This is a genomic window from Pseudobutyrivibrio ruminis DSM 9787 (assembly GCF_900218035.1).
Classification (GTDB): domain Bacteria; phylum Bacillota; class Clostridia; order Lachnospirales; family Lachnospiraceae; genus Pseudobutyrivibrio; species Pseudobutyrivibrio ruminis.
In genome coordinates, this window is the sequence record NZ_OBMR01000009.1 from 108,466 (window position 1) to 128,790 (window position 20,325).

17 protein-coding genes and 1 other RNA gene are annotated in these 20,325 nt (G+C 38.5%); 16 read left to right on the forward strand and 2 right to left on the reverse strand.

Features of this window, described 5'->3' with window-relative positions:
• Window positions 1-128: 128 nt before the first annotated feature.
• From CRN97_RS10435 to CRN97_RS10485, 11 genes are all read left to right on the forward strand, one after another.
• Window positions 129-719, forward strand: a complete 591-nt coding sequence (locus tag CRN97_RS10435; RefSeq protein ID WP_097076837.1) for a manganese efflux pump MntP — start codon at window positions 129-131, stop codon at window positions 717-719.
• A 14-nt stretch (window positions 720-733) separates the two neighbouring features.
• Window positions 734-1,720 carry a calcium/sodium antiporter gene (locus CRN97_RS10440; RefSeq protein ID WP_097076838.1) on the forward strand — a complete coding sequence of 329 codons (987 nt, stop codon included), beginning with the start codon at window positions 734-736 and terminating at the stop codon, window positions 1,718-1,720.
• Window positions 1,721-1,793: 73 nt separating this feature from the next.
• Window positions 1,794-2,150, forward strand: a complete 357-nt coding sequence (locus CRN97_RS10445) for a zinc ribbon domain-containing protein (protein ID WP_074791019.1) — start codon at window positions 1,794-1,796, stop codon at window positions 2,148-2,150.
• Between the two features lie 9 nt (window positions 2,151-2,159).
• Window positions 2,160-4,133 carry a methionine--tRNA ligase gene (gene metG / locus CRN97_RS10450; protein WP_097076839.1) on the forward strand — a complete coding sequence of 658 codons (1,974 nt, stop codon included), beginning with the start codon at window positions 2,160-2,162 and terminating at the stop codon, window positions 4,131-4,133.
• A 1-nt stretch (window position 4,134) separates the two neighbouring features.
• Complete coding sequence (locus CRN97_RS10455) at window positions 4,135-4,920, forward strand: TatD family hydrolase (RefSeq protein ID WP_097076840.1); 786 nt, start codon at window positions 4,135-4,137, stop codon at window positions 4,918-4,920.
• 2 nt (window positions 4,921-4,922) lie between these two features.
• The gene (rsmA, locus tag CRN97_RS10460; protein WP_044939319.1) at window positions 4,923-5,777 is read left to right on the forward strand and encodes a 16S rRNA (adenine(1518)-N(6)/adenine(1519)-N(6))-dimethyltransferase RsmA; all 855 of its coding nucleotides are present in this window, start codon (window positions 4,923-4,925) and stop codon (window positions 5,775-5,777) included.
• A gap of 33 nt (window positions 5,778-5,810) precedes the next feature.
• Window positions 5,811-7,436, forward strand: a complete 1,626-nt coding sequence (locus CRN97_RS10465) for a tetratricopeptide repeat-containing diguanylate cyclase (RefSeq protein WP_097076841.1) — start codon at window positions 5,811-5,813, stop codon at window positions 7,434-7,436.
• Between the two features lie 2 nt (window positions 7,437-7,438).
• Window positions 7,439-9,706, forward strand: coding sequence for a YhgE/Pip domain-containing protein (locus CRN97_RS10470; protein ID WP_097076842.1), 2,268 nt, complete (start codon window positions 7,439-7,441; stop codon window positions 9,704-9,706).
• Window positions 9,707-9,715: 9 nt separating this feature from the next.
• A complete protein-coding gene (locus tag CRN97_RS10475; RefSeq protein WP_083380693.1) occupies window positions 9,716-10,144 on the forward strand; it encodes a hypothetical protein in 429 nt (142 codons plus the stop codon).
• On the forward strand, window positions 10,141-12,324 hold the full coding sequence (locus tag CRN97_RS10480) for a YhgE/Pip domain-containing protein (protein WP_097076843.1): 2,184 nt from the start codon (window positions 10,141-10,143) through the stop codon (window positions 12,322-12,324). Before CRN97_RS10475 ends, CRN97_RS10480 begins: the two co-directional genes overlap by 4 nt.
• A gap of 50 nt (window positions 12,325-12,374) precedes the next feature.
• A complete protein-coding gene (locus CRN97_RS10485) occupies window positions 12,375-13,664 on the forward strand; it encodes an alpha-amylase family glycosyl hydrolase (protein WP_097076844.1) in 1,290 nt (429 codons plus the stop codon).
• On the opposite strand, the gene CRN97_RS10490 is transcribed toward CRN97_RS10485, so the two are convergent.
• Window positions 13,665-14,213, reverse strand: a complete 549-nt coding sequence (locus tag CRN97_RS10490) for a GNAT family N-acetyltransferase (protein WP_097076845.1) — start codon at window positions 14,211-14,213, stop codon at window positions 13,665-13,667.
• 23 nt (window positions 14,214-14,236) lie between these two features.
• Entirely contained in the window at window positions 14,237-14,932 is a 696-nt protein-coding gene (locus CRN97_RS10495) for an anaerobic ribonucleoside-triphosphate reductase activating protein (RefSeq protein ID WP_097076846.1), read from the reverse strand.
• Between the two features lie 221 nt (window positions 14,933-15,153).
• On the opposite strand from CRN97_RS10495, the gene tadA reads away from it, so the two are divergent.
• The 5 genes from tadA (at window position 15,154) to CRN97_RS10520 (ending at window position 20,270) form a co-directional block, all read left to right on the forward strand.
• Window positions 15,154-15,603, forward strand: a complete 450-nt coding sequence (gene tadA / locus CRN97_RS10500; RefSeq protein ID WP_033154669.1) for a tRNA adenosine(34) deaminase TadA — start codon at window positions 15,154-15,156, stop codon at window positions 15,601-15,603.
• A 48-nt stretch (window positions 15,604-15,651) separates the two neighbouring features.
• Window positions 15,652-15,849, forward strand: an RNA gene (gene ffs, locus CRN97_RS10505) — signal recognition particle sRNA large type.
• 26 nt (window positions 15,850-15,875) lie between these two features.
• A complete protein-coding gene (locus tag CRN97_RS10510) occupies window positions 15,876-16,631 on the forward strand; it encodes a hypothetical protein (RefSeq protein ID WP_097076848.1) in 756 nt (251 codons plus the stop codon).
• A 14-nt stretch (window positions 16,632-16,645) separates the two neighbouring features.
• Complete coding sequence (locus tag CRN97_RS10515; protein WP_097076849.1) at window positions 16,646-18,931, forward strand: hydratase; 2,286 nt, start codon at window positions 16,646-16,648, stop codon at window positions 18,929-18,931.
• Between the two features lie 25 nt (window positions 18,932-18,956).
• Entirely contained in the window at window positions 18,957-20,270 is a 1,314-nt protein-coding gene (locus CRN97_RS10520) for an AI-2E family transporter (protein ID WP_097076850.1), read from the forward strand.
• Window positions 20,271-20,325 lie beyond the last annotated feature (55 nt).

A 20,325-nucleotide genomic window follows, 5' to 3' on the forward strand; every position in this document is an offset into this window, starting at 1 on the left:
GTTTGTCAACAGACTCGGGTTTTTCCCTGGCAAACATTAAATAGTGAGACTCACGTGTAGCCATAGATTTGGTTACACGTGGGTCTTTTTTTGTTATATATTAGCCCTCACAAAAAAAGGAGTTTAATATGAGTGTAGTAGACATATTTTTATTCGGTGTAGGTCTATCTATGGATGCATTTGCTGTAGCTATCTGCAAAGGACTGGCAATGAAGCAGGTAAATAAAAAGCAAATGTTTATGATAGCACTATTCTTCGGTGGTTTTCAGGCGTTGATGCCACTGATTGGTTTCATTTTGGGAAGCGCATTTGCTGATATGATTTCAGCCTATGACCATTGGATTGCCTTCGTACTTCTGTTGTATATAGGTGGCAAAATGGCTATTGAGGCAATCAAAGAATGGAAGGATGAGGATAAGGTGGAAATCATGGATCCACCACTTAATTACAAGGAGCTTACACTTCTTGCAATTGCCACAAGTATTGATGCATTAGCCTGTGGTGTTACTTTCTCATTCTACGAAGGATTTAACATACTTCGTGCAATCTTAATAATTGGGCTTACCACATTTGCTATTTCAGCAGGTGGTGTTTATGTGGGAAATATTTTTGGTAATAAGTTCAAGGCAAAGGCCCAGTTATTAGGCGGATTTATCCTGATTTTCCTAGGCGTGAAAATCTTGCTTGAGCATTTATATGGAATATCATTTGGGTTTTAAAGGAGGAGAACAAAATGTCATTTTTTAGCACAATACCAGGAGCTTTGATTCTCTTGGTAGTAGGATTCGTTTTTTTGATTAAGGGGGCGGATTTCTTCGTTGAAGGCGCATCTGCAGTAGCAAAAAAGCTTCATGTTCCAGCACTTGTAATTGGTATGACAATCGTTGCAATGGGAACATCACTTCCAGAGCTTTCAGTTTCTGTTACAGCTTCTTTAGCAAACAGCAATCAGCTTGCAATTGGAAACGTAATTGGCTCAAATATCTTTAATTTGATGGTGGTTTTAGGTAGCTGCGCATTGTTTTCAGCCCTTGAAGTAGCTGATGACACAATCAAAAAGGATTTTCCATTTTCGGTAGCATGTGCAGTTGCTCTTATGATCATGGGATTAATCGGAAGCTCAGTTGGACATTTAGACGGCGCAATTCTTTTAGTAGTCTTCGTTGTTTTCCTTGGTTCAATGCTAAAGACCGCAAAAAATCACAGAGCACATGAAGCAGAGCTTGCTGAAGAGGATGTAGAAAAAGAAATCGTAGATATTCCAACATGGCTTTGCATTATCTACATTATCGGTGGTGCAGTTGCTATCAAATTTGGTGGTGATTGGGTTGTTGCTTCATGTACAACTTTAGCTCTTAAGTTTGGTATGTCAGAAACTCTTGTTGGTCTTACAATTGTTGCCCTTGGAACATCACTTCCAGAGCTTGTTACATCAATTGTTGCAGCTAAGAAAAACGAGCTTGATATGGCAATCGGAAATGTTGTTGGTTCAAATGTATTCAACATTCTTTTGATTTTAGGTACAGCAGGTGCTATTTCACCTATGACTTACCTTACAGTAAACGCTATTGATACATTGATTCTTGTAGCATTTTCAGCTGTTGTATGGATCATGTGTTTAAAGAAAAAGAACCTCAATAGAGCTAATGGAATCATCATGTTGCTACTTTATGTGGCATATCTTGCTTATATCATTGTAAGAGATGGCGGTGTAGCATAGATTAAATGTGGTAAAAAGTACAGTGTTATGGTAAAATCATAAAGTTTAAAGGGTTGAATAAGGAGGTAATTTTATGGGTCTTTTAGACAATCTTTCAGATAGCATTAGAAGTACCACCCAAGACCTTGGAAAAAAAGCTCAAAACGCCACAGATATGACCAAATTGCAGTATGACAAAAAGGTCAAAGAAGGTGAACTTATCAAGCTTTATGAAAAGCTTGGCAAGAAATATTATCAAGAGCACAAAGATGAGGACAGCGAAGATATCAAACGAATCACCGCTGTGACTCTTCGAATCAAAGAGATATCAGATGATATCATGGCACTTAAAGGCGGTGTCGCCTGCCCTAAGTGTGGCGCATTAGTCAAAAATGGCTCCATGTACTGTAGTGCATGTGGAGAAAAAATAGAGGATATTTTTGAAGAGTAGGAGTTAAGAATGGGTAACAAAGGCAATTATTACATCACCACAGCAATTGCTTACACATCAGGTAAGCCACATATTGGAAACACATACGAAATCGTGCTTGCAGATTCAATCGCTCGTTTCCGTCGCCAGGAAGGATATGATGTTTTCTTCCAGACAGGAACAGATGAGCACGGTCAGAAAATCGAGTTAAAGGCCGCTGAAGCAGGCATCACTCCAAAGGAGTTTGTTGACAATGTTTCAGGTCAGGTTAGAAATATCTGGGATTTAATGAACACATCTTATGACAAGTTCATCCGTACAACAGATGAGGATCATGAGAAGCAGGTTAAGAAGATTTTCAAGAAGCTCTACGATAAGGGCGATATTTACAAGAGCTCATACGAAGGACTTTACTGTACACCATGTGAGTCTTTCTGGACAGAGTCACAGCTTGTTGATGGCAAATGCCCAGACTGCGGTCGTGAGGTTCAGCCAGCAAAGGAAGAAGCATACTTCTTCAAGATGAGCAAATACGCTGACAAGCTTATTGATTATATCAATACACATCCTGAGTTTATTCAGCCAGTTTCTCGTAAGAACGAGATGATGAATAACTTCCTTCTTCCAGGATTACAGGATCTTTGTGTTAGCCGTACATCATTTACATGGGGAATTCCAGTAGATTTTGATCCAAAGCACGTTGTTTACGTATGGCTTGATGCTCTTACAAACTATATCACTGGTATCGGTTATGAGTGTGATGGTGAGTCATCTGATCAGTTCAAGGCTTTATGGCCAGCTGACCTTCACCTCATCGGAAAGGATATCATCCGTTTCCATACAATTTATTGGCCTATTTTCCTTATGGCACTTGATCTTCCACTTCCAAAGCAGGTATTTGGACATCCATGGCTTCTTACAAAGTCAGCTGATGGTGGCGATGACAAGATGTCTAAGTCAAAGGGAAATGTTATCTATGCAGATGAATTAGTTGATTTCTTCGGTGTAGATGCTGTTAGATATTTCGTTCTTCACGAAATGCCATTCGAGAATGATGGTGCTATTTCATGGCCACTCATGGTAGAGCGTGTAAACTCAGATCTTGCAAACACACTTGGAAACCTTGTAAACCGTACAATCTCAATGAGCAACAAGTACTTCGGTGGCGTTGTTGAGGATAAGGGTGTTACAGAGGAAGTTGATGCAGATCTTAAGGCTGTAGTTACAGGTACAGTTGCAGCAGTTGAGTCAAAGATGGCTGAACTTCGTGTTGCAGATGCTATTACAGAAGTATTCAATCTCTTCAAGAGATGTAACAAATATATCGACGAGACAATGCCTTGGGCACTTGCAAAGGATGAGACAAAGCAGGATAGACTTGCTACTGTTCTCTACAACTTGGTTGAGGGTATCTCAATTGGTGCTACTCTTCTTAAGGCCTTCATGCCTGAGACATCAGAAAAGGTATTAGCTCAGATTGGTGCTAAGGAAATTCCTTACGATGAGCTTTCTACTTTTGGTCACTATGTAAACGGTGACAAGGTAACAGATGCACCAGAGATTCTCTTCGCACGTCTTGACCTTGATGAGGTTATGGCAAAGGTTGCAGAGCTTCATCCAGCACAGCCAGAGGAAGCAGATGCTGATGATGAAGAGGGCATCGATATCGAAGCAAAGCCTGAAATCACATTTGACGATTTCATGAAGCTTCAGTTCCAGGTTGGTAAGGTTGTTTCTTGTGAAGCAGTTAAGGGTTCAAAGAAGCTCCTTTGCTCACAGGTAAAGATTGGTTCACAGACAAAACAGATTGTTTCAGGTATCAGCAAGCACTACTCTCCAGAGGAGATGGTTGGAAAGAAGGTTATGGTTCTTGTAAACCTTAAGCCAGCAAAGCTTGCAGGTGTTCTTTCAGAAGGTATGCTTCTTTGCGCAGAGGATGCAGAAGGCAATCTTTCACTCATGACACCAGAGAAGTCAATGCCATCAGGCGCGGAGATTTGTTAATATGATTTTTGAGACACATGCTCATTATGATGATGAGAAGTTCGACGAGGATAGAGTCGAACTTCTTTCTCATTTATTGAGAGAAAACAATATCGGTAATATTGTAAATGTAGGAGCAACCTTTAGAGGCTGTAAGGAAAGTATAAAACTGGCTGAGGAATACGATAATGTATACGCAGCCATAGGAATACATCCAGAGGAAATTGATGAAATTAACGAAGATGTTATCAATTGGCTAAGGGATAATTCATCAAATCCAAAGGTTGTTGCAATAGGTGAAATCGGCCTTGATTATTACTGGGTGAAGGAGCCGGAACAAAGAGCAAAACAGCGTCTTTGGTTCGACAGACAAATGGATTTGGCAGTGGAGTTAAATTTACCGGTAATAATTCACTCTAGAGATGCGGCAGAAGACACTTTAAACACAATTATTAGGTATAATACACAAGGATTGAAAGGTATTGTCCATTGTTATTCATATTCCAAGGAAATAGCCATGGAATATGTGAAAATGGGATGGTATATTGGTGTTGGAGGAGTAGTCACTTTCAAGAACGGCAGAAAGCTAGTTGAGACGGTTGAGGCTATTCCAATTGAAAACATTGTTCTTGAGACAGATTGTCCATATATGGCGCCTGTCCCACATAGAGGCGAGCGTAACAGCTCAATCTATCTAAGTCATGTGGCTGAAAAGGTTGCAGAGCTAAAGGGCCTATCTGTAAAAGAAGTGGAAGATGTTACCTATGAAAACGCCTTGAGGGTGTATACTAAAAGTAAAAGGAAATAAATATGGCATATTTAAGTAATCCAACATATACGCGAGCTGTTTTGGAAGCTCATGGATTCTCATTTCAAAAGAAATATGGACAGAACTTTCTTATTGATGGCAATGTCCTGGATAATATCATTGATGCAGCAGGCATCACTAAAGACGATTTCGTATTGGAAATCGGCCCTGGTATAGGAACAATGACACAACGTCTATGCGAGGAAGCAAGGGAAGTTGTGGCAGTGGAAATCGATAAAACACTTATCCCAATTTTGGATGATACATTATCTACATACAAGAATTGGACAGTTATCAATCAGGATATTTTAAAGGTTGATATTAACAAATTGGCCCTTGAGAAAAACGGTGGAAAGCCGATAAAAGTAGTGGCAAATCTGCCATACTACATTACAACTCCAATTATCATGGGGTTATTTGAAAGTCATGTACCACTTGAGTCAATTACAATCATGATACAAAAAGAAGTGGCCGACAGAATGAAAACAGGACCTGGTTCCAAGGAATACGGAGCTTTGTCTTTAGCGGTTCAGTATTATTCAAATCCAGAGATAATATGTGAGGTTCCACCAAGTTGCTTTATGCCACAGCCAAAGGTATCAAGCACAGTAATATCGCTGAGATGTCACAACAATCCGCCAGTTGAATGTGACGAGAAGCTTTTATTCCAGATTATTAGAGCATCATTTAATCAGCGTAGAAAAACTTTATTGAACGGTCTTAGCAATGGGCTTCATTTTTCAAAGGAGCAAATTGCTGATGCTATAGAGCAGTGTGGTTTCGTACCAACTGTACGAGGAGAGGCGTTATCACTTGAAGATTTTGCCAAATTAACAAATGTATTAAAGCAGGCTTAGGAGATTAACAGACTAGTAGGGAGAGCTTAATTAATGGATGTCCGTAGCTACAGCAGAGAAGTTCAACTTCTCATAGGTGAAATACAAAAAAATAGAGGCAAGGACTCAGGAACAGTTTTATCAGCTTGCGATAAGCTTTTAGCTTACGGTAAGGGCATGAAGGATGATGCCCTTATTGGGTATGCTTATTTTTCTAAGGGCGAAACCTATTATCTTTTAAATGACGCATCAAATTTCTATTCTGAAATGCTTTCTTGCATGGGACCTATGGAGCACGTAAAAGAATGGGGCTATGTTGCCATGGCAAATAATATGCTAGGCATTGTATCTCTAAATCGCGGAAATGCTCCATTTGCCCTGGATTATTTCATTAAAGCAATCAGTATTTGTGAGGATTATTCACTTCCAGATATAGAGTGGATGATTCACATGAATCTTGGTTCATTGTACCTTAACATCGAGGAATATCAGAAATCCATTTCTCATACTGAAATTGCATATAGATATATTCTTGATCATAAGAGCTTGGATGGTTTTACTGAAAGTTACACAGCCATCCTACTTGGCATGGGACGAGCTTACTTAAATCTTGACAGGGAAGATAGATGTCTTGAAATCGAGAAGAAGCTCAGAACAGATTGTCTTCCATATCTAATGGAGATGGACAGAATAATCATCTATTGCTATTTTGCACGAGTTCATCAGGCAATAGGCGAGGATGAAGCAAGAGACTATTGGATTGAAATGGTTAATAAGCATGCCAGCACAAGCATGCCTATTTTGGATGTGTTTGATGATTTCTATGATTATCTTCACATGCTTCTTAAAATTGAAAAATACGATGATTTCTTTAAAGCTTACACAGTTCTTGATGATTTAACCAAGCACACATCTATCAAAAACTTAGAAAGAAAGCTTCTTACACTGAAGATTCGTTACTACAGAAGAGTAGGACAAATCGAAGAATATAAAATCGCTTCAGTTTTGTATTTCGAGCTATCAGAATTTATGGAACGTGAAAATCGCTTGATGGTCAGCAACATGATCGTTATGCGTAATTCGTATATGGAGCTTACACAAATCAATAAAAAAGTCGAAGAGAAGAATACATTCTTGCAGAAACGTTCAGAGACAGACCCATTAACAGGAATGTATAATAGACTGAAGCTTAATGAGTATAGTGAGGAAGCCTTCGAAAAGGCCCTTATTAATAGATCTAGTATAGCAGTTGAAATCCTTGATATAGATTTCTTTAAGCAGTACAACGATAACTATGGACACCAGGAAGGTGATAATTGTATCAAGTTAATTGCCAGCACTTTAATAGAAATGGCAAAAGAGGATGGCATTTTCACAGCAAGATATGGTGGAGATGAGTTCGTAGTTATCTATGAAGGTCTTACCAAAGAAATGGTTGAGGCCAAAGCAAATGAATTAAGAGATCGAATATACCAGCAAAAGTGGGAGCATAAGTTTTCTCTTACAGACAACATTGTAACCATTTCTCAGGGTATCTGTTATGGAATACCAGAAAGAGATGCTAGCATGTTTGGTTATCTTCAGGGAGCAGACAAAATGTTATACGAGGTTAAGCAGCAAAGCAGAAATGCAATTAAAATCTGCGATGCAACAGACTTAGTAGAACTAAAGGATGAATAAAAATGAAAACCATTAAAAAGATTTTTTTTGATGATATTATCAGTCTTGTGAAGAATTTTTTCGCTCTTGTTATTGTGGTAGGAATTTGTTTCTTGCCAGCGCTGTACGCATGGTTCAACATCTATTCTAACTGGGACCCATATGGCAATACAGGAGCGCTAAAGTTCGCAGCCGTATCTTTGGATAAAGGATACACAGATGAAGAAGGGGAGTATCACAATCAAGGTGATACCATAATCGAAAACCTTCATGAAAATACCTCTGTGGATTGGCAGTTTGTCGATTCAGAGGAGGATGCTGTAAATGGAGTTTATAGCGGGGAGTATTATGCAGCAATTGTTGTAGATGAAGATTTCACATACAACATGTACAACGTTCTTACAGACGACGTCAAAAGACCGGTTCTACATTTCTATGAGAATCAAAAGAAGAATCCCGTAGCGACTAAAATTTCAGATACAGTAGCCCAGTCCTTGCAGAACAACATTAATGTGGCATTCACAGAAGTTGTTGTTAGCAGGGTATTTTCTAGTGCTTCAGATGTGTCAGAAGATATGCAGGAAAAGGGTGGAGTAGACGAGATTGTAAACAAGCTTGAGAGCCTTAGCGCAGATTTAACCACATATCAAAATGCTATGACAACAATCATAGAAAATGATGCACAGCTTAAGGCGTCCTTAGAGGCAGCAGAGCAGGATGCGACAAACGTCAAGAATCAGGCAGAGCAGAGTGCAAAGTCCCTTGAAACAGCTGGGAATATTACAGACAAGAGCGATACAACTATTAATTCTTACTCTCAAACTGTAGAAAGAGCCATGACACAGATAGAAGTTAAATCCGCCTCTATGAATGAAAAACTTGATACAGCAACTTTGAGTGAAGATGCGACAATGGTTGCCAAAAGTTTTAAAGATGCAATGATAGATGCATTGGATATGGCAGAAATAGCTATACATCTTCCTGATCATCTAAAGGATACTGAGATAAGTGAGGCTAAAAAACAGTTTGATAACGCAACTGCAGAAATATTAAGTGTTTACAAAGACATTCCAGAGGAATTGATTCCACAAGATTTAAGAGACAAATTGGCAAAGTTACAATCGGTAAGTACAGCTATAAACGCTCTCAATCCATCTTCAGAAGATTATGCAAAGCAGGTAGAAGAAGCAGATGAAGCTATTAAAGAAGCCAAAGAAGCACTTAATAATGTTAATGAAGAACAACTTGTAGAAGTTGGTGCGGATAATCTTAAGGCAGCCGCTGCCAATGCAAGAAAAAAAGGTGAAGAGCTAAACAAAACATTATCAGGCCCACTTAGAGAAAAGGTCGATGAAGGTTTATCGTCCCTTGAGGGAATGCTATATGATTCAAGTGCAATACTCAACACAGTCGGTGAAACATTCGGAAATTTAGTTGTTATGTTTGATGCAATTGGAAATACTGTTGATTGTGCAGATACAAGCTTGCAGAAAACGAGTGAGGCTATCGTATATGTAAATGGAAGAATAATAGAGGCAATAGCTGAGATTGAAGAAGCTGGCGCAGATGAGAAAATACAGGTTCTTGTAAATGCATTGTCTGGCGACCCTGAAACCTATGGAAAATTCTTTTCAACACCGGTGGAGATGAAGACAGAGGCTGTTTATCCAATAGAGAATTATGGTTCGGCAGTAGCTCCATTCTATTCGACATTGGCATTCTGGGTAGGCGCATTGATTTTAACAGCAATTATTAAGATTAAGCCAGATAAAGATAAATATCCAGGAGCGTCCGAAAGACAATTATATTTCGGAAGATATGTCTTATATTGGGTACTTGGACAAATTCAAGCAGTAATTATTGTATTAGGAGACATTTTTCTGTTGCATGTACAGTGCTTACATCCTTGGCTGTTCTTATTAGCCGGCTCTGTAATTGCCACCACATTTACCATCCTTATCTATTCACTTGTTACAACATGGGGTGATGCAGGAAAAGCACTTGCAGTAGTACTTGTAGTTATTCAGATTGCAGGAAGCTCGGGAACATATCCTATTGAACTTTTACCAGAGTTCTTTAGAAAGGTTTATATATTCTTCCCATTCCCATATGCAATCAATTCCATTAGAGAATGCTTGTGTGGAACATATGAATGTGACTATCTAAAATATTTAGGCACATTGGTTATATTTATGGGAGTATCCCTTGTAATTGGTCTTTTGGTACGAATTCCATTTGAAAAGCTCAATCATTATATGGAAGAGCGTATGGAAGATACCGAAATGATGTAGGAGGCAGCTTTGGGAAAAGAAAAAGAAATCATGTATGAGAAGTTTATGGACTTGCAGCAGCAGGTTCATCAACAGAATCAGAAAAAGATTAAAGTTGGATTGAAAGTAAATATTCTATTACCTCTTGTTTTCCTTGTAATAAGCTTTATTTCAGATAGATCAAAGCTTGTATTCTTAGTACTTTGGATTGTTTCGTTATTTGGAATAGCCTTCTATCTGCTATATGTAGAATACATGGATTTTGAACTCCAAGAACAGTTAAAAGAGCTTGGAATTATGGAAAAAGAGGCAGAGGCACAAGCCCTTATTGGAGAAGAGGTCATCCAGAGTATTGATGAAATAAACAATGCTAAAAATGAGATGGTAAAGGATATTAAGGACTTAAGAAAAGAGATTAAAACTGATATTCAATCAATGGGAGACAAGCTGAAAAGATGAAAAACGTTATTAAGATTATCGTTTCAGACATAAAAAGATTATCTACAAACGTAGTCGCTATGGTTGTTATCATAGGACTTACGGTTATTCCAAGCCTTTACGCTTGGTTTAATATATTGTCCAATTGGGATCCTTATGGGGAAAGCGCTACCACAAATCTACAAGTAGCGGTTGCTTCATCTGATGAAGGAATCATGATTGGTAGTGTGGAATTAAATGTCGGAGACATTATCATAAGTAATCTAAAAGAAAATACAACTATTGGCTGGGTATTTACAGATACTGCTCAAGATGCCGTTAATGGAGTTTATTCAGGTGATTACTATGCAGCTCTTGTCATTGATGAGGAGTTCAGTTCCAATATGATAAGTTTCTTAAGTGGAGATATTGAAAATCCAATAATTACTTATTATGAAAATGAAAAGAAAAACGCCATTGCACCAAAGATTACAGCGAAGGTAAAGACTACAATTGAGCGAGAGGTAGATCATGCCTTTGTCAGTACCGTGGCAGAATCGCTTTTAAAAGGCGGAGAATATTTTGCTACATTGGATGAAGAGGGAAACATTACCGGTGCAGGTATTAATAAGCTTGAGCAACTTGATTCAGACTTAAATGGAATGATTACTATTTTGGATTCATATATTGCTTTAATGGATTCAACTGAAAGTATATCAGAGGCTGGAGAGGCAATCACAGATAGCGCCGATACCATCACAGAAATGGCAGGCTCAATGGCTGAAAAATCACAAGGCAAAGCAGCAGGCGTGAAAGATGATGTTGAGCAAAGCAAGAAAAATGTAGATAGAAAAGTAGAGAACATAAACGAAAAGCTAAGTGCTGTAGATTCAGATGTAAATACCTTAAATGAAAAAGTAGCAGGATTAAGCCTGGATGTAAATGTTGACTATGAGCAGATGCAGCAATCTGTAGAAAAGATTCAGGAAATGTGGGGAACAGACCAGGACGGTATATATCAGTTGCTGTTAAATGTTGATGCACCTGATACAGAAGAGGGAGCCTTAGCTAAAGAAGCAATTACAGAATATGCTAATGTATTAAATGATTTAATTGCAGGACTAGATGAAGACGTGACAAATATGCAATCAGCTACTGCAAAAGGCGAGGAAGATTTCAATGCAGCGAAGGATACATTAGTAAATAATGTGGCTGGAATCCTTGCTTGTACGAAAAATATTCGAGGTCAGTACAGTTCATTGTCATCTGTGGGCCAGGAAGCTATCGATGCAGGATCAAAGGCAGTTGAGGAAGTAGAAAAGCTTATCAATTACAATGCAACAAGCATCGATTTGGTAGCTGATAATTTGGATAATTATGCCGTAATAATGGAGCAGTCCAAGGATTCTCTTGTAAAATCAAGAGATGAAGCTGTAGAAATGGAAAGTCAGCTAGCAGCACTGATTGCTGAGATAAAAGCAATTGGCCAAAACGAAGCATACCAAAAGGTAATGGAATTACTTCAGTCAGACCCAGATTTGCTATCTGATTTTATTAGCAGCCCAGTAGACATATCTGATGAATATATTTACCCAGTGGAAAATAATGGTTCAATGACAGCGCCATTTTACATTATTCTTTCTATTTGGGTTGGTGCACTTATCATGTCCACTATCCTAAAGACGACTGTAAAAGACACAACAGGTATGGATAACCTAAAGAACTGGCAGTGCTTCTTAGGAAGATATTTCACCACCTTTGTGATAGGCCAGATACAGACAATCATCACTGTGCTAGGAGCATTCTTGTTTGTAGGAATTCAATGTGAGCATCCATTCTACTTCTGGCTGGCTTGTGCATGGACATCATTGATTTATTCATTGTTGTTATATTCATTTACATATTCATTTGGAAATGTAGGTGAAGCGTTATCAGTAGTATTAATGGTTATACAGGTTGCAGGTGCAGGCGGTACATTCCCAATCGAAGTACTTCCAAAGGTATTCCAGGTGCTCTACAAGTTTATGCCATTTAACTATTCAATGAATGCACTTAGAGAGTGCATTGCAGGATTCTATGAAAATACATATAGAAACTGCATGTTAATACTTATCATCTATGGTGTTATTGCGGTATTTATAGGTGTTACACTTTATCATCCATTTAAAATATTGAATGAAAAAATTGAGAGCAGTAAAGAAAAATCAGGTATATTGATCTAAGATGAGGGCAGGATAATCCTGCCCTTTTTTGCATTATATAGGAGGTTTGTATGAGAGATATTAGTTGGGTTAAAGATTCGGTTTTTTATCATATTTATCCACTGGGAGCATTTGGCTGTCCTAGAGAGAATAAAGGCGAAGAAACCGCAGGCCATAGTATTTTGCAGCTAATTGACTGGATACCTCATCTAAAAGAAATCGGCGTTAATGCTTTGTATCTAGGGCCTATTATGGAATCAGGAACTCATGGCTACGACACTTGGGATTACTATAAAATTGACAGTCGATTGGGAACAAATGATGATTTTAAAAGGGTCGTAAAAGCTTGTCATGACAATGATATAAGAGTTGTCCTGGATGGTGTCTTCAATCATGTTGGTAGGGGCCATGTTGCATTCAAGGATGTATTAGAAAAGAGGGAAAACTCTACCTACAAAGAATGGATTGCAGGATTGAATCTGTCGGGTAATAACTGGCATGGAGACGGGTTGTCTTATGAATGCTGGTCCGGTGCAGAAGAGTTGGTAAAGTTGAATCATTGGTGCAATGATGTGGATAACCACATTTTAAATGCTGTAGGCATGTGGATAGATGATTTCAAGATAGATGGCTTGCGTCTAGATGCAGCAGACTGTATAGAGAGAGGCTTTTTTAATAGGCTTAAGAATTTTACCGAAGAGAAAGCATCAAATTTCTGGCTAATGGGCGAGATAATCCATGGAGATTACAATATTTATGTAAATGAAAACATGCTAGATGCAGTAACAAATTATGAGTGTTGGAAGGGAATATACTCAAGCCATAATGACCATAACTATTTCGAGATAAACTATGCTATGAAGCGCCAGTGGGGCCAAGGTGGACTCTATGTAGGTAAGTACCTATACAACTTTGTGGATAATCACGATGTAAATAGAATATATAATCTGCTGACAGATAAGGCCAATATTTATCCTGTTTACACTCTATTATTCACTATGCCTGGAATACCATCCATTTATTACGGTAGTGAGTGGGCAATTGAAGGGGATAAAAAATCAGGAGATGGAGATTATGCTCTTCGTCCAGAAATAGATCCAAGTAAAATGAGCAATCCAGATTTGATTGATCATATAAAGACCTTGGCAGAGATTAGAAAGAATTCAAATCCTCTGAAACAAGGGGTATACGAGGAAGTGCAGGTTAAGAATGAAACTTTGGTTTTTGCTAGGGTGTGGAATGATGAATATGTGATTGTGGCATTAAATAACACAGCCGAAGAAAAACAAATGGTCTTTGACTATCGAGGTCAGCACTATGACTTTGTGCTGGAGCCTCATGGTAGTAAGATTTTAAAATAATTAATTGTTTGCAAGATATGCATACATGCAGTGGTCAAGGCGTTGTCCGTTGATAATGATTTTATCTCGGAGGACGCCTTCAAATTGGAAGCCTAATTTCTTGACCATATGGATAGAAGGGGCGTTATTAGGCAAGATTAAAGCTTCGAAACGATGAATACCTAAGTCGCGTGCAATTACGGGAATAGTGTTAGCGATAGCTTCGCTGCAATAACCTCTGTTCATGTAATCCTTGTCCATTTTATATCCGATAGTACAGCTTTGATAGATAGGTCTTACAATGTTTCTATAGCTAACAGTTCCAATGATTTTGTTTGGATTATTTTTTTCAAAAATCCAATAACGAATCATAATCATCTTAAGAATATTGTTATGTTCAAATTCCAGTATTTTTCGTTGATGATTCAATGTATAGAAATCATCGCCGATGATAGGTTCGTATTTTTCAAAAATGTCTCTATTTCTAGAATAAAAATCTAGTACAAGATGTGCCGATTCTTTCCCTAAAACCTTTAATGTAAGACGTTCAGTGTTAATTTCGAATTGCATATAATCCTCCCCTGAATAATAGATTAATCTATTCCTCTTAAACTAGTGTTAGGAATATAAGGCTTCAAAATATCAACAAATGATTCTAAAGTCTCAAGTGAATGAGGTGAAAAGATAGGATTAATAACCTGCTCAGACTCTTTATAGCTTTGTAAATAATAAGCCTTGGCGCCTTTTAGCCACCTGCCGATGGATTCCATATCATTACTATCATGACATTCTTTCATGATAGTTGTTCGGAATTCGTAGTCTATCTTTCCTTCCATCATAATATCAATTGATTCTTGAATAGGCTGGATATCAAAGGTCTTCATACATGCAATAGTGTTGTATTTATCCTTTGAATGCTTAATATCCATAGCCACATAATCGATAAGTCCGCTATCAATCAAGGTTTTAAGCATCTTGGGATTTGTTCCGTTGGAATCAAGCTTAACCAATAAACCCAAATCCTTAATCTGCTTAATAAAATCAGGCAAATCCTTGTGCAGAGTAGGCTCGCCACCAGTGATGCATACCCCGTCTAGAATTTTCTTTTTCTTATTAAGATGTTCGAATATTTCATCCATAGAATAGGCAAAAACATCTGCAGGAGGAATAACTAAATCCCTATTGTGACAGTATGGGCATCTAAAGTTACAACCACCAGTGAAAAGGGTTGTAGCCACTTTGCCAGGGTAGTCCAATAATGTAGTTTTTTGCATTCCCAAAATAAGCATAGTAAAAATTCCTATTTAAAAGCTAAAACAGGCAATTTTTCTAAAGAAAATGATTGCTTGCAAAGTCTTTTCTGTTAAAATTTATTCTGTAGATATTATAAAAAGTATAGCAAACTAGGAGGGGAAAATCCATGATGTCGAAAGAAGAGCGCCAAGAGAAGCGCGTTGCAAAACAGGCAGAAAAAGAGGAAAAAAAGACTCTCAAAGTATACGAAAAATATATGGAACAGGCCATCAAAGAAGCAAAGAAGGCCTACGACATTAATGAGGTTCCTATAGGATGCGTTATTGTTCAGGATGACAAAATCATCGCCAGAGGGTACAATCGCAGAAATACAGATAAGAGCGTGTTGGCTCATGCGGAAATAGCAGCCATTCAGGAAGCCTGCAGAAAAACAGGTGACTGGAGACTGGAGGATTGCACATTATATGTTACTTTGGAACCATGCCAGATGTGTGCTGGAGCCATAGTGCAAGCCCGAATTCCAAAGGTTGTAGTGGGCGCTATGAATCCTAAAGCTGGCTGTGCAGGCTCAGTAATAAACATTTTACAGATAGATAAATTTAATCATCAGTGCGAGCTTGAGACAGGAATCTTAGGTGAAAGATGCACAGAAATGATGACAAAGTTTTTTGAAGAGTTAAGAGAACAGAAAAATCAGTTAATGTAACGCGTAGTTTTATTGACAAATAGGGCCTTTTTTCATACAATAAGGTCTCCGAGTAATGACATAAGGTATCATTTGGCGGTCGTCCTGAGAGGATGTTGATCTTTGGGTCCCTCGTAATGGGCACCTGCGAATCGTGTCAGGGCAGGAATGCAGCAGCACTAAGTAGGACCGTTCATCTGACGAGGGGTCACCTGGAGGGAGTTTTCCCAGGGCGGCTACCAAATGATACCGATGTAGTTAACTCGGTATTTTTATATCAAGGTGGATTAATTATGGGTGCACAGGATAGAACAGAAAAAGTACTTAGAGATATGCATGTATTGTTTTCAAAGGCTCAGCCTTATGAAGGCAGCGCGAGAAACGTCATTGTTGATAAAAATGCAATGATGGATCTTCTTAAGGAGCTTAACGAGTGCATGTACGATATGATGGAAGAGCACGAGCTTACTGTTAAGAGCCGTGACAAAGCAAATCGTGAGATGCAAAAGCAAGGGGATGATATTGTCTTCGAAGCAACTCGCAAAGCAGAGGATATCTATGCCGCATCTCTTATGTATACAGATAATGCTATGGATTCTATCCAGTCAATTATCAAAGAATCCCAAGAATCTATTGCAAAGATATATGAAGAAGCAAATAAAAAAATCAAAGAGGAAACAAGACTTGTTAAGACTAATCAGTTAGAGCTTAAGAGTCACCTCAATGATTTAATTGATACACAAAAATACCTTCGTCTTATTGATGAAGAAAATATGCGAATTCGCCGTGAAAAAGAGGAAGGAACTGATGAGGAGTATGATAGCGCTCCTAAATATGCAGCTCCTGAAATTAGAATAGATAAAGAATACTTCGCAAAGGCGGGGCTTGAAATCGAAGACGATTTAGATGCACCAGCAGATGTAGAAGAAAATGGAATCTCCTCAGAGGACTTGGATGCAGAGTACTTCAAGTGGCAGGAAGAAGAGTCCGAAGGAGAGAAGAAACCTGGTAAGAAAGGTCTCGGAGGCCTTTTTGGATTAAAGCACTAGAAGGAGAATAAAGGATGAAGCTTTACAACAATGGAGTTTACCTTGTAAACGGCAACCAAATTGTAGAGGATAGCCCAGAGGCTCTCAGCGCAATCAAAGCCGCAACAGGTAAGGATGTAACTAAAGACCAGGCACACCAGGAAACAATGGCATATGGAATTTTATCCAGCCATAATACTTCTGGAAACATGCAGCACCTACAGATTAAGTTTGATAAGTTAATCAGTCACGACATCACTTATGTAGGTATTATTCAGACTGCAAGGGCTTCAGGCCTTGAAAAATTCCCAATCCCATACTGCCTTACAAACTGCCACAATTCACTTTGTGCGGTAGGTGGCACTATCAACGAAGATGACCACATGTTTGGTCTCACATGTGCTAAGAAATACGGCGGAATCTATGTTCCACCACATCAGGCTGTTATTCATCAGTTTGCTCGTGAGATGATGGCAGGAGGCGGAAAGATGCTTCTTGGTTCAGATTCCCACACAAGATATGGAGCTCTTGGAACTATGGCAATGGGTGAAGGTGGCCCAGAGCTTGTAAAACAGCTTCTTAATCAGACATATGATATCGCTATGCCAGGCGTTATTGGCGTATACATGACAGGAACACCAAGAAAGGGCGTTGGTCCACAGGACGTTGCTCTTGCTATCATTGGTGAAGTGTTCGACAAAGGCTACGTTAAGAATAAAGTTATGGAGTTTGTTGGCCCAGGTGTTGCAAATCTTTCTATGGACTTCAGAATTGGCGTAGACGTTATGACTACAGAGACAACTTGCCTCAGCTCAATCTGGACAACAGATAAAGCTACTGAGGAGTTCTATGAAATTCATGGTCGTAAGGAAGAGTTCAAAGAGCTTAATCCAGGCCAGGTAGCATATTACGATGGAATGATTGAAATCAACCTTGATGAAATCAAGCCAATGATTGCTATGCCATTCCACCCAAGCAACACATACACAATCGAAGAGCTCAATGCGAACCTTATGGATATCCTTGATGATTGCGAAAAGCGTGCAAAGGTATCTCTTGACGGTCAGGTTGAGTTTTCTCTTAAAGATAAAGTTAGAAACGGAAAATTATACGTAGATCAGGGTATCATTGCAGGCTGCGCAGGCGGTGGATTTGAAAATATTTGCGATGCAGCAGATATTCTTCGTGGCACAAGCATCGGCCCAGACGAGTTTACTCTTTCAGTTTACCCAGCATCTACACCTATATACATGGAGCTTGTTAAGAATGGTGCAGTAGCAGATCTTATGAGCACAGGTGCTATCGTTAAGACTGCATTCTGTGGACCTTGCTTTGGTGCTGGAGACACACCATCTAACAATGGCTTCTCAATTCGTCATTCTACAAGAAACTTCCCTAACCGTGAGGGATCAAAGCTTCAGAATGGTCAAATTGCATCAGTTGCTCTTATGGATGCTCGTTCTATTGCAGCAACAGCAGCAAATAAGGGATATCTTACAGCAGCAACAGATATTGACGTAGACTTTACAAAGCCAAAATATCATTTCGATGGCAGAATTTATGCAAACCGCGTATTCGATTCAAAGGGCGTAGCAGAGCCAGATACAGAAATTCACTTTGGTCCAAACATCAAGGATTGGCCAAAGATGAGTCCATTACCAGAGAATTTATTCTTACAGGTTGTATCTGAGATTCACGACCCAGTTACAACTACAGACGAATTAATTCCATCAGGCGAGACATCTTCTTACCGCTCTAATCCTCTTGGATTGGCAGAATTTACTCTCTCTAGAAAAGACCCTGAATACGTAGGAAGAGCTAAAAATATCCAAAAAGCTCAGAAGGCTCTTGAAGCTGGAGAGTGTGCAGGCGAAGCTGTGCCAGAGTTAAAACAAATCGTACATAAAGTTAAAGAGACATATCCAGATGTAAATCACAGCAATTTTGGAGTAGGTAGCACTATATTCGCTGTTAAACCAGGTGATGGTTCTGCAAGAGAGCAGGCTGCATCTTGTCAGAAGGTTCTTGGCGGATGGGCAAATATTGCAAATGAGTATGCAACAAAGCGTTACCGTTCAAATCTTATCAACTGGGGAATGCTTCCATTTGTTATCAAGGAAGGCCAGTTGCCATTTAAGAATTTAGATTATCTCTTTATTCCAGGCATTAAAGAGGCAGTTGTTAACAAAGCTGAAACAATTAAGGCGTATGTTGTAAAAGAAGAAGGATTAAAGGAATTTGATCTTACTCTTGGAGAACTTACAGACGACGAAAGAGAAATTATTCTTAAAGGATGCTTGATTAATTACAATAGACAGTAAGAGCAAGCTCTTAGGGAGGGTATTTATGACAGACGAAGAGGCAAAAATTGAACAAAAGGCTCTCAGAAAAAGACTATTTAGCTATGTTATTGCAGCTTTTATTGTAATAATCTTTTACTTTTTACTGAGAAATAGCCGTAGCGTATCTGCTGCTATTAATCATGTAAATACAGTCATTCAGCCGATTCTGATTGGTTTTATAATGGCATTTTTGATGAATCCTATCATGAGGTTCTTCGAAAAACGCTTTAATAAGCTATTTAATAGATTTTGTAAAACAGAGCTAGGTGCAAGGAAAGCTAATAGAACTCTGTCATCAATACTTTCATTGGTAGTATTGGCTGGAATTGTTATTTTTATTATCAATGCCATAGTGCCAAACCTAATTAGCACAATCATCTATCTTGCAAAGCATATTGAAGAGCAGATAGCAGGTGTCTTGGACTGGTGCAATGTAATTACAAAAGGCCAGTACGAAGAAGCCCTTATGAAAGCCAAGGATAACAATATTGGCGATTTGGTAAACCAAGGGTTGTCCTTTGTAGACCAGTATATTGATTATGATGAGACAGATATGATGTCTCTTATAACCAGTAGTGTTCTTACAGTTGGAAAGTTTATAGTAAACATAATCATTGGAATGTTCGTTTCAGTGTATGTATTGCTTTCAAAGGAAACATTCAAAGCACAGGCCAAAAAGCTTATATGCGGATTGATGTCTCCTAAATATGCAAATATCACTCTTGAAATAACACGTAAATCAGCAGATATCTTCTACGGGTTTATCATTGGTAAAATCATTGATTCTATAATCATTGGCGTGATTTGCTATATTGCATGCTTAATTATGAAGATGCCATATCCGGTATTAGTATCTGTAATCGTTGGTGTTACAAATGTTGTTCCTGTTTTTGGTCCATACATCGGTGCTGTTCCAACGGTCATCATCATCTTCCTTACAGAGCCTATGAAGGGAATTTATTTCCTCATTTTCATCTTGATTTTGCAGCAGGTTGATGGAAACCTTATTGGGCCAAAGATTCTTGGTGATTCAACAGGTATATCTTCATTCTGGGTAGTATTTGCTGTAGTTGTAGGCGCAGGCTTCTTTGGATTTGGAGGAATGATTGTAGCCGTACCAATTGTGGCTATTATCTACTACATAGTTGGACGAATAGCAAACTATCTTGTGAAAAGAAGAAACTTGCCGGAGCAAACAATCGAATACGAAAAGATGGAATATATCGATTTAGAAAAAAATATTCTTCTACAGCATGCTGAAAAAGAGGCTAAAGAAGAGAAGAAATCTCCTATTTTTGGGAAAAACAAAAAGAAATAAAGAATTTTGAAAAACCAGGATTTTTAAGTCCTGGTTTTTTGATTTTAATGACAAG

Coding starts and splice junctions, on each gene's coding strand:
- CRN97_RS10470 (WP_097076842.1), top strand. CDS start 7,439: ATGAAAACCATTAAAAAGATTTTTTTTGATGATATTATCAGTCTTGTG.
- CRN97_RS10495 (WP_097076846.1), bottom strand. CDS start 14,932: ATGCTTATTTTGGGAATGCAAAAAACTACATTATTGGACTACCCTGGC.
- rsmA (WP_044939319.1), top strand. CDS start 4,923: ATGGCATATTTAAGTAATCCAACATATACGCGAGCTGTTTTGGAAGCT.
- CRN97_RS10455 (WP_097076840.1), top strand. CDS start 4,135: ATGATTTTTGAGACACATGCTCATTATGATGATGAGAAGTTCGACGAG.
- CRN97_RS10480 (WP_097076843.1), top strand. CDS start 10,141: ATGAAAAACGTTATTAAGATTATCGTTTCAGACATAAAAAGATTATCT.
- CRN97_RS10445 (WP_074791019.1), top strand. CDS start 1,794: ATGGGTCTTTTAGACAATCTTTCAGATAGCATTAGAAGTACCACCCAA.
- CRN97_RS10435 (WP_097076837.1), top strand. CDS start 129: ATGAGTGTAGTAGACATATTTTTATTCGGTGTAGGTCTATCTATGGAT.
- CRN97_RS10490 (WP_097076845.1), bottom strand. CDS start 14,213: ATGCAATTCGAAATTAACACTGAACGTCTTACATTAAAGGTTTTAGGG.
- CRN97_RS10440 (WP_097076838.1), top strand. CDS start 734: ATGTCATTTTTTAGCACAATACCAGGAGCTTTGATTCTCTTGGTAGTA.
- CRN97_RS10515 (WP_097076849.1), top strand. CDS start 16,646: ATGAAGCTTTACAACAATGGAGTTTACCTTGTAAACGGCAACCAAATT.
- tadA (WP_033154669.1), top strand. CDS start 15,154: ATGGAACAGGCCATCAAAGAAGCAAAGAAGGCCTACGACATTAATGAG.
- CRN97_RS10520 (WP_097076850.1), top strand. CDS start 18,957: ATGACAGACGAAGAGGCAAAAATTGAACAAAAGGCTCTCAGAAAAAGA.
- CRN97_RS10465 (WP_097076841.1), top strand. CDS start 5,811: ATGGATGTCCGTAGCTACAGCAGAGAAGTTCAACTTCTCATAGGTGAA.
- CRN97_RS10510 (WP_097076848.1), top strand. CDS start 15,876: ATGGGTGCACAGGATAGAACAGAAAAAGTACTTAGAGATATGCATGTA.
- CRN97_RS10485 (WP_097076844.1), top strand. CDS start 12,375: ATGAGAGATATTAGTTGGGTTAAAGATTCGGTTTTTTATCATATTTAT.
- metG (WP_097076839.1), top strand. CDS start 2,160: ATGGGTAACAAAGGCAATTATTACATCACCACAGCAATTGCTTACACA.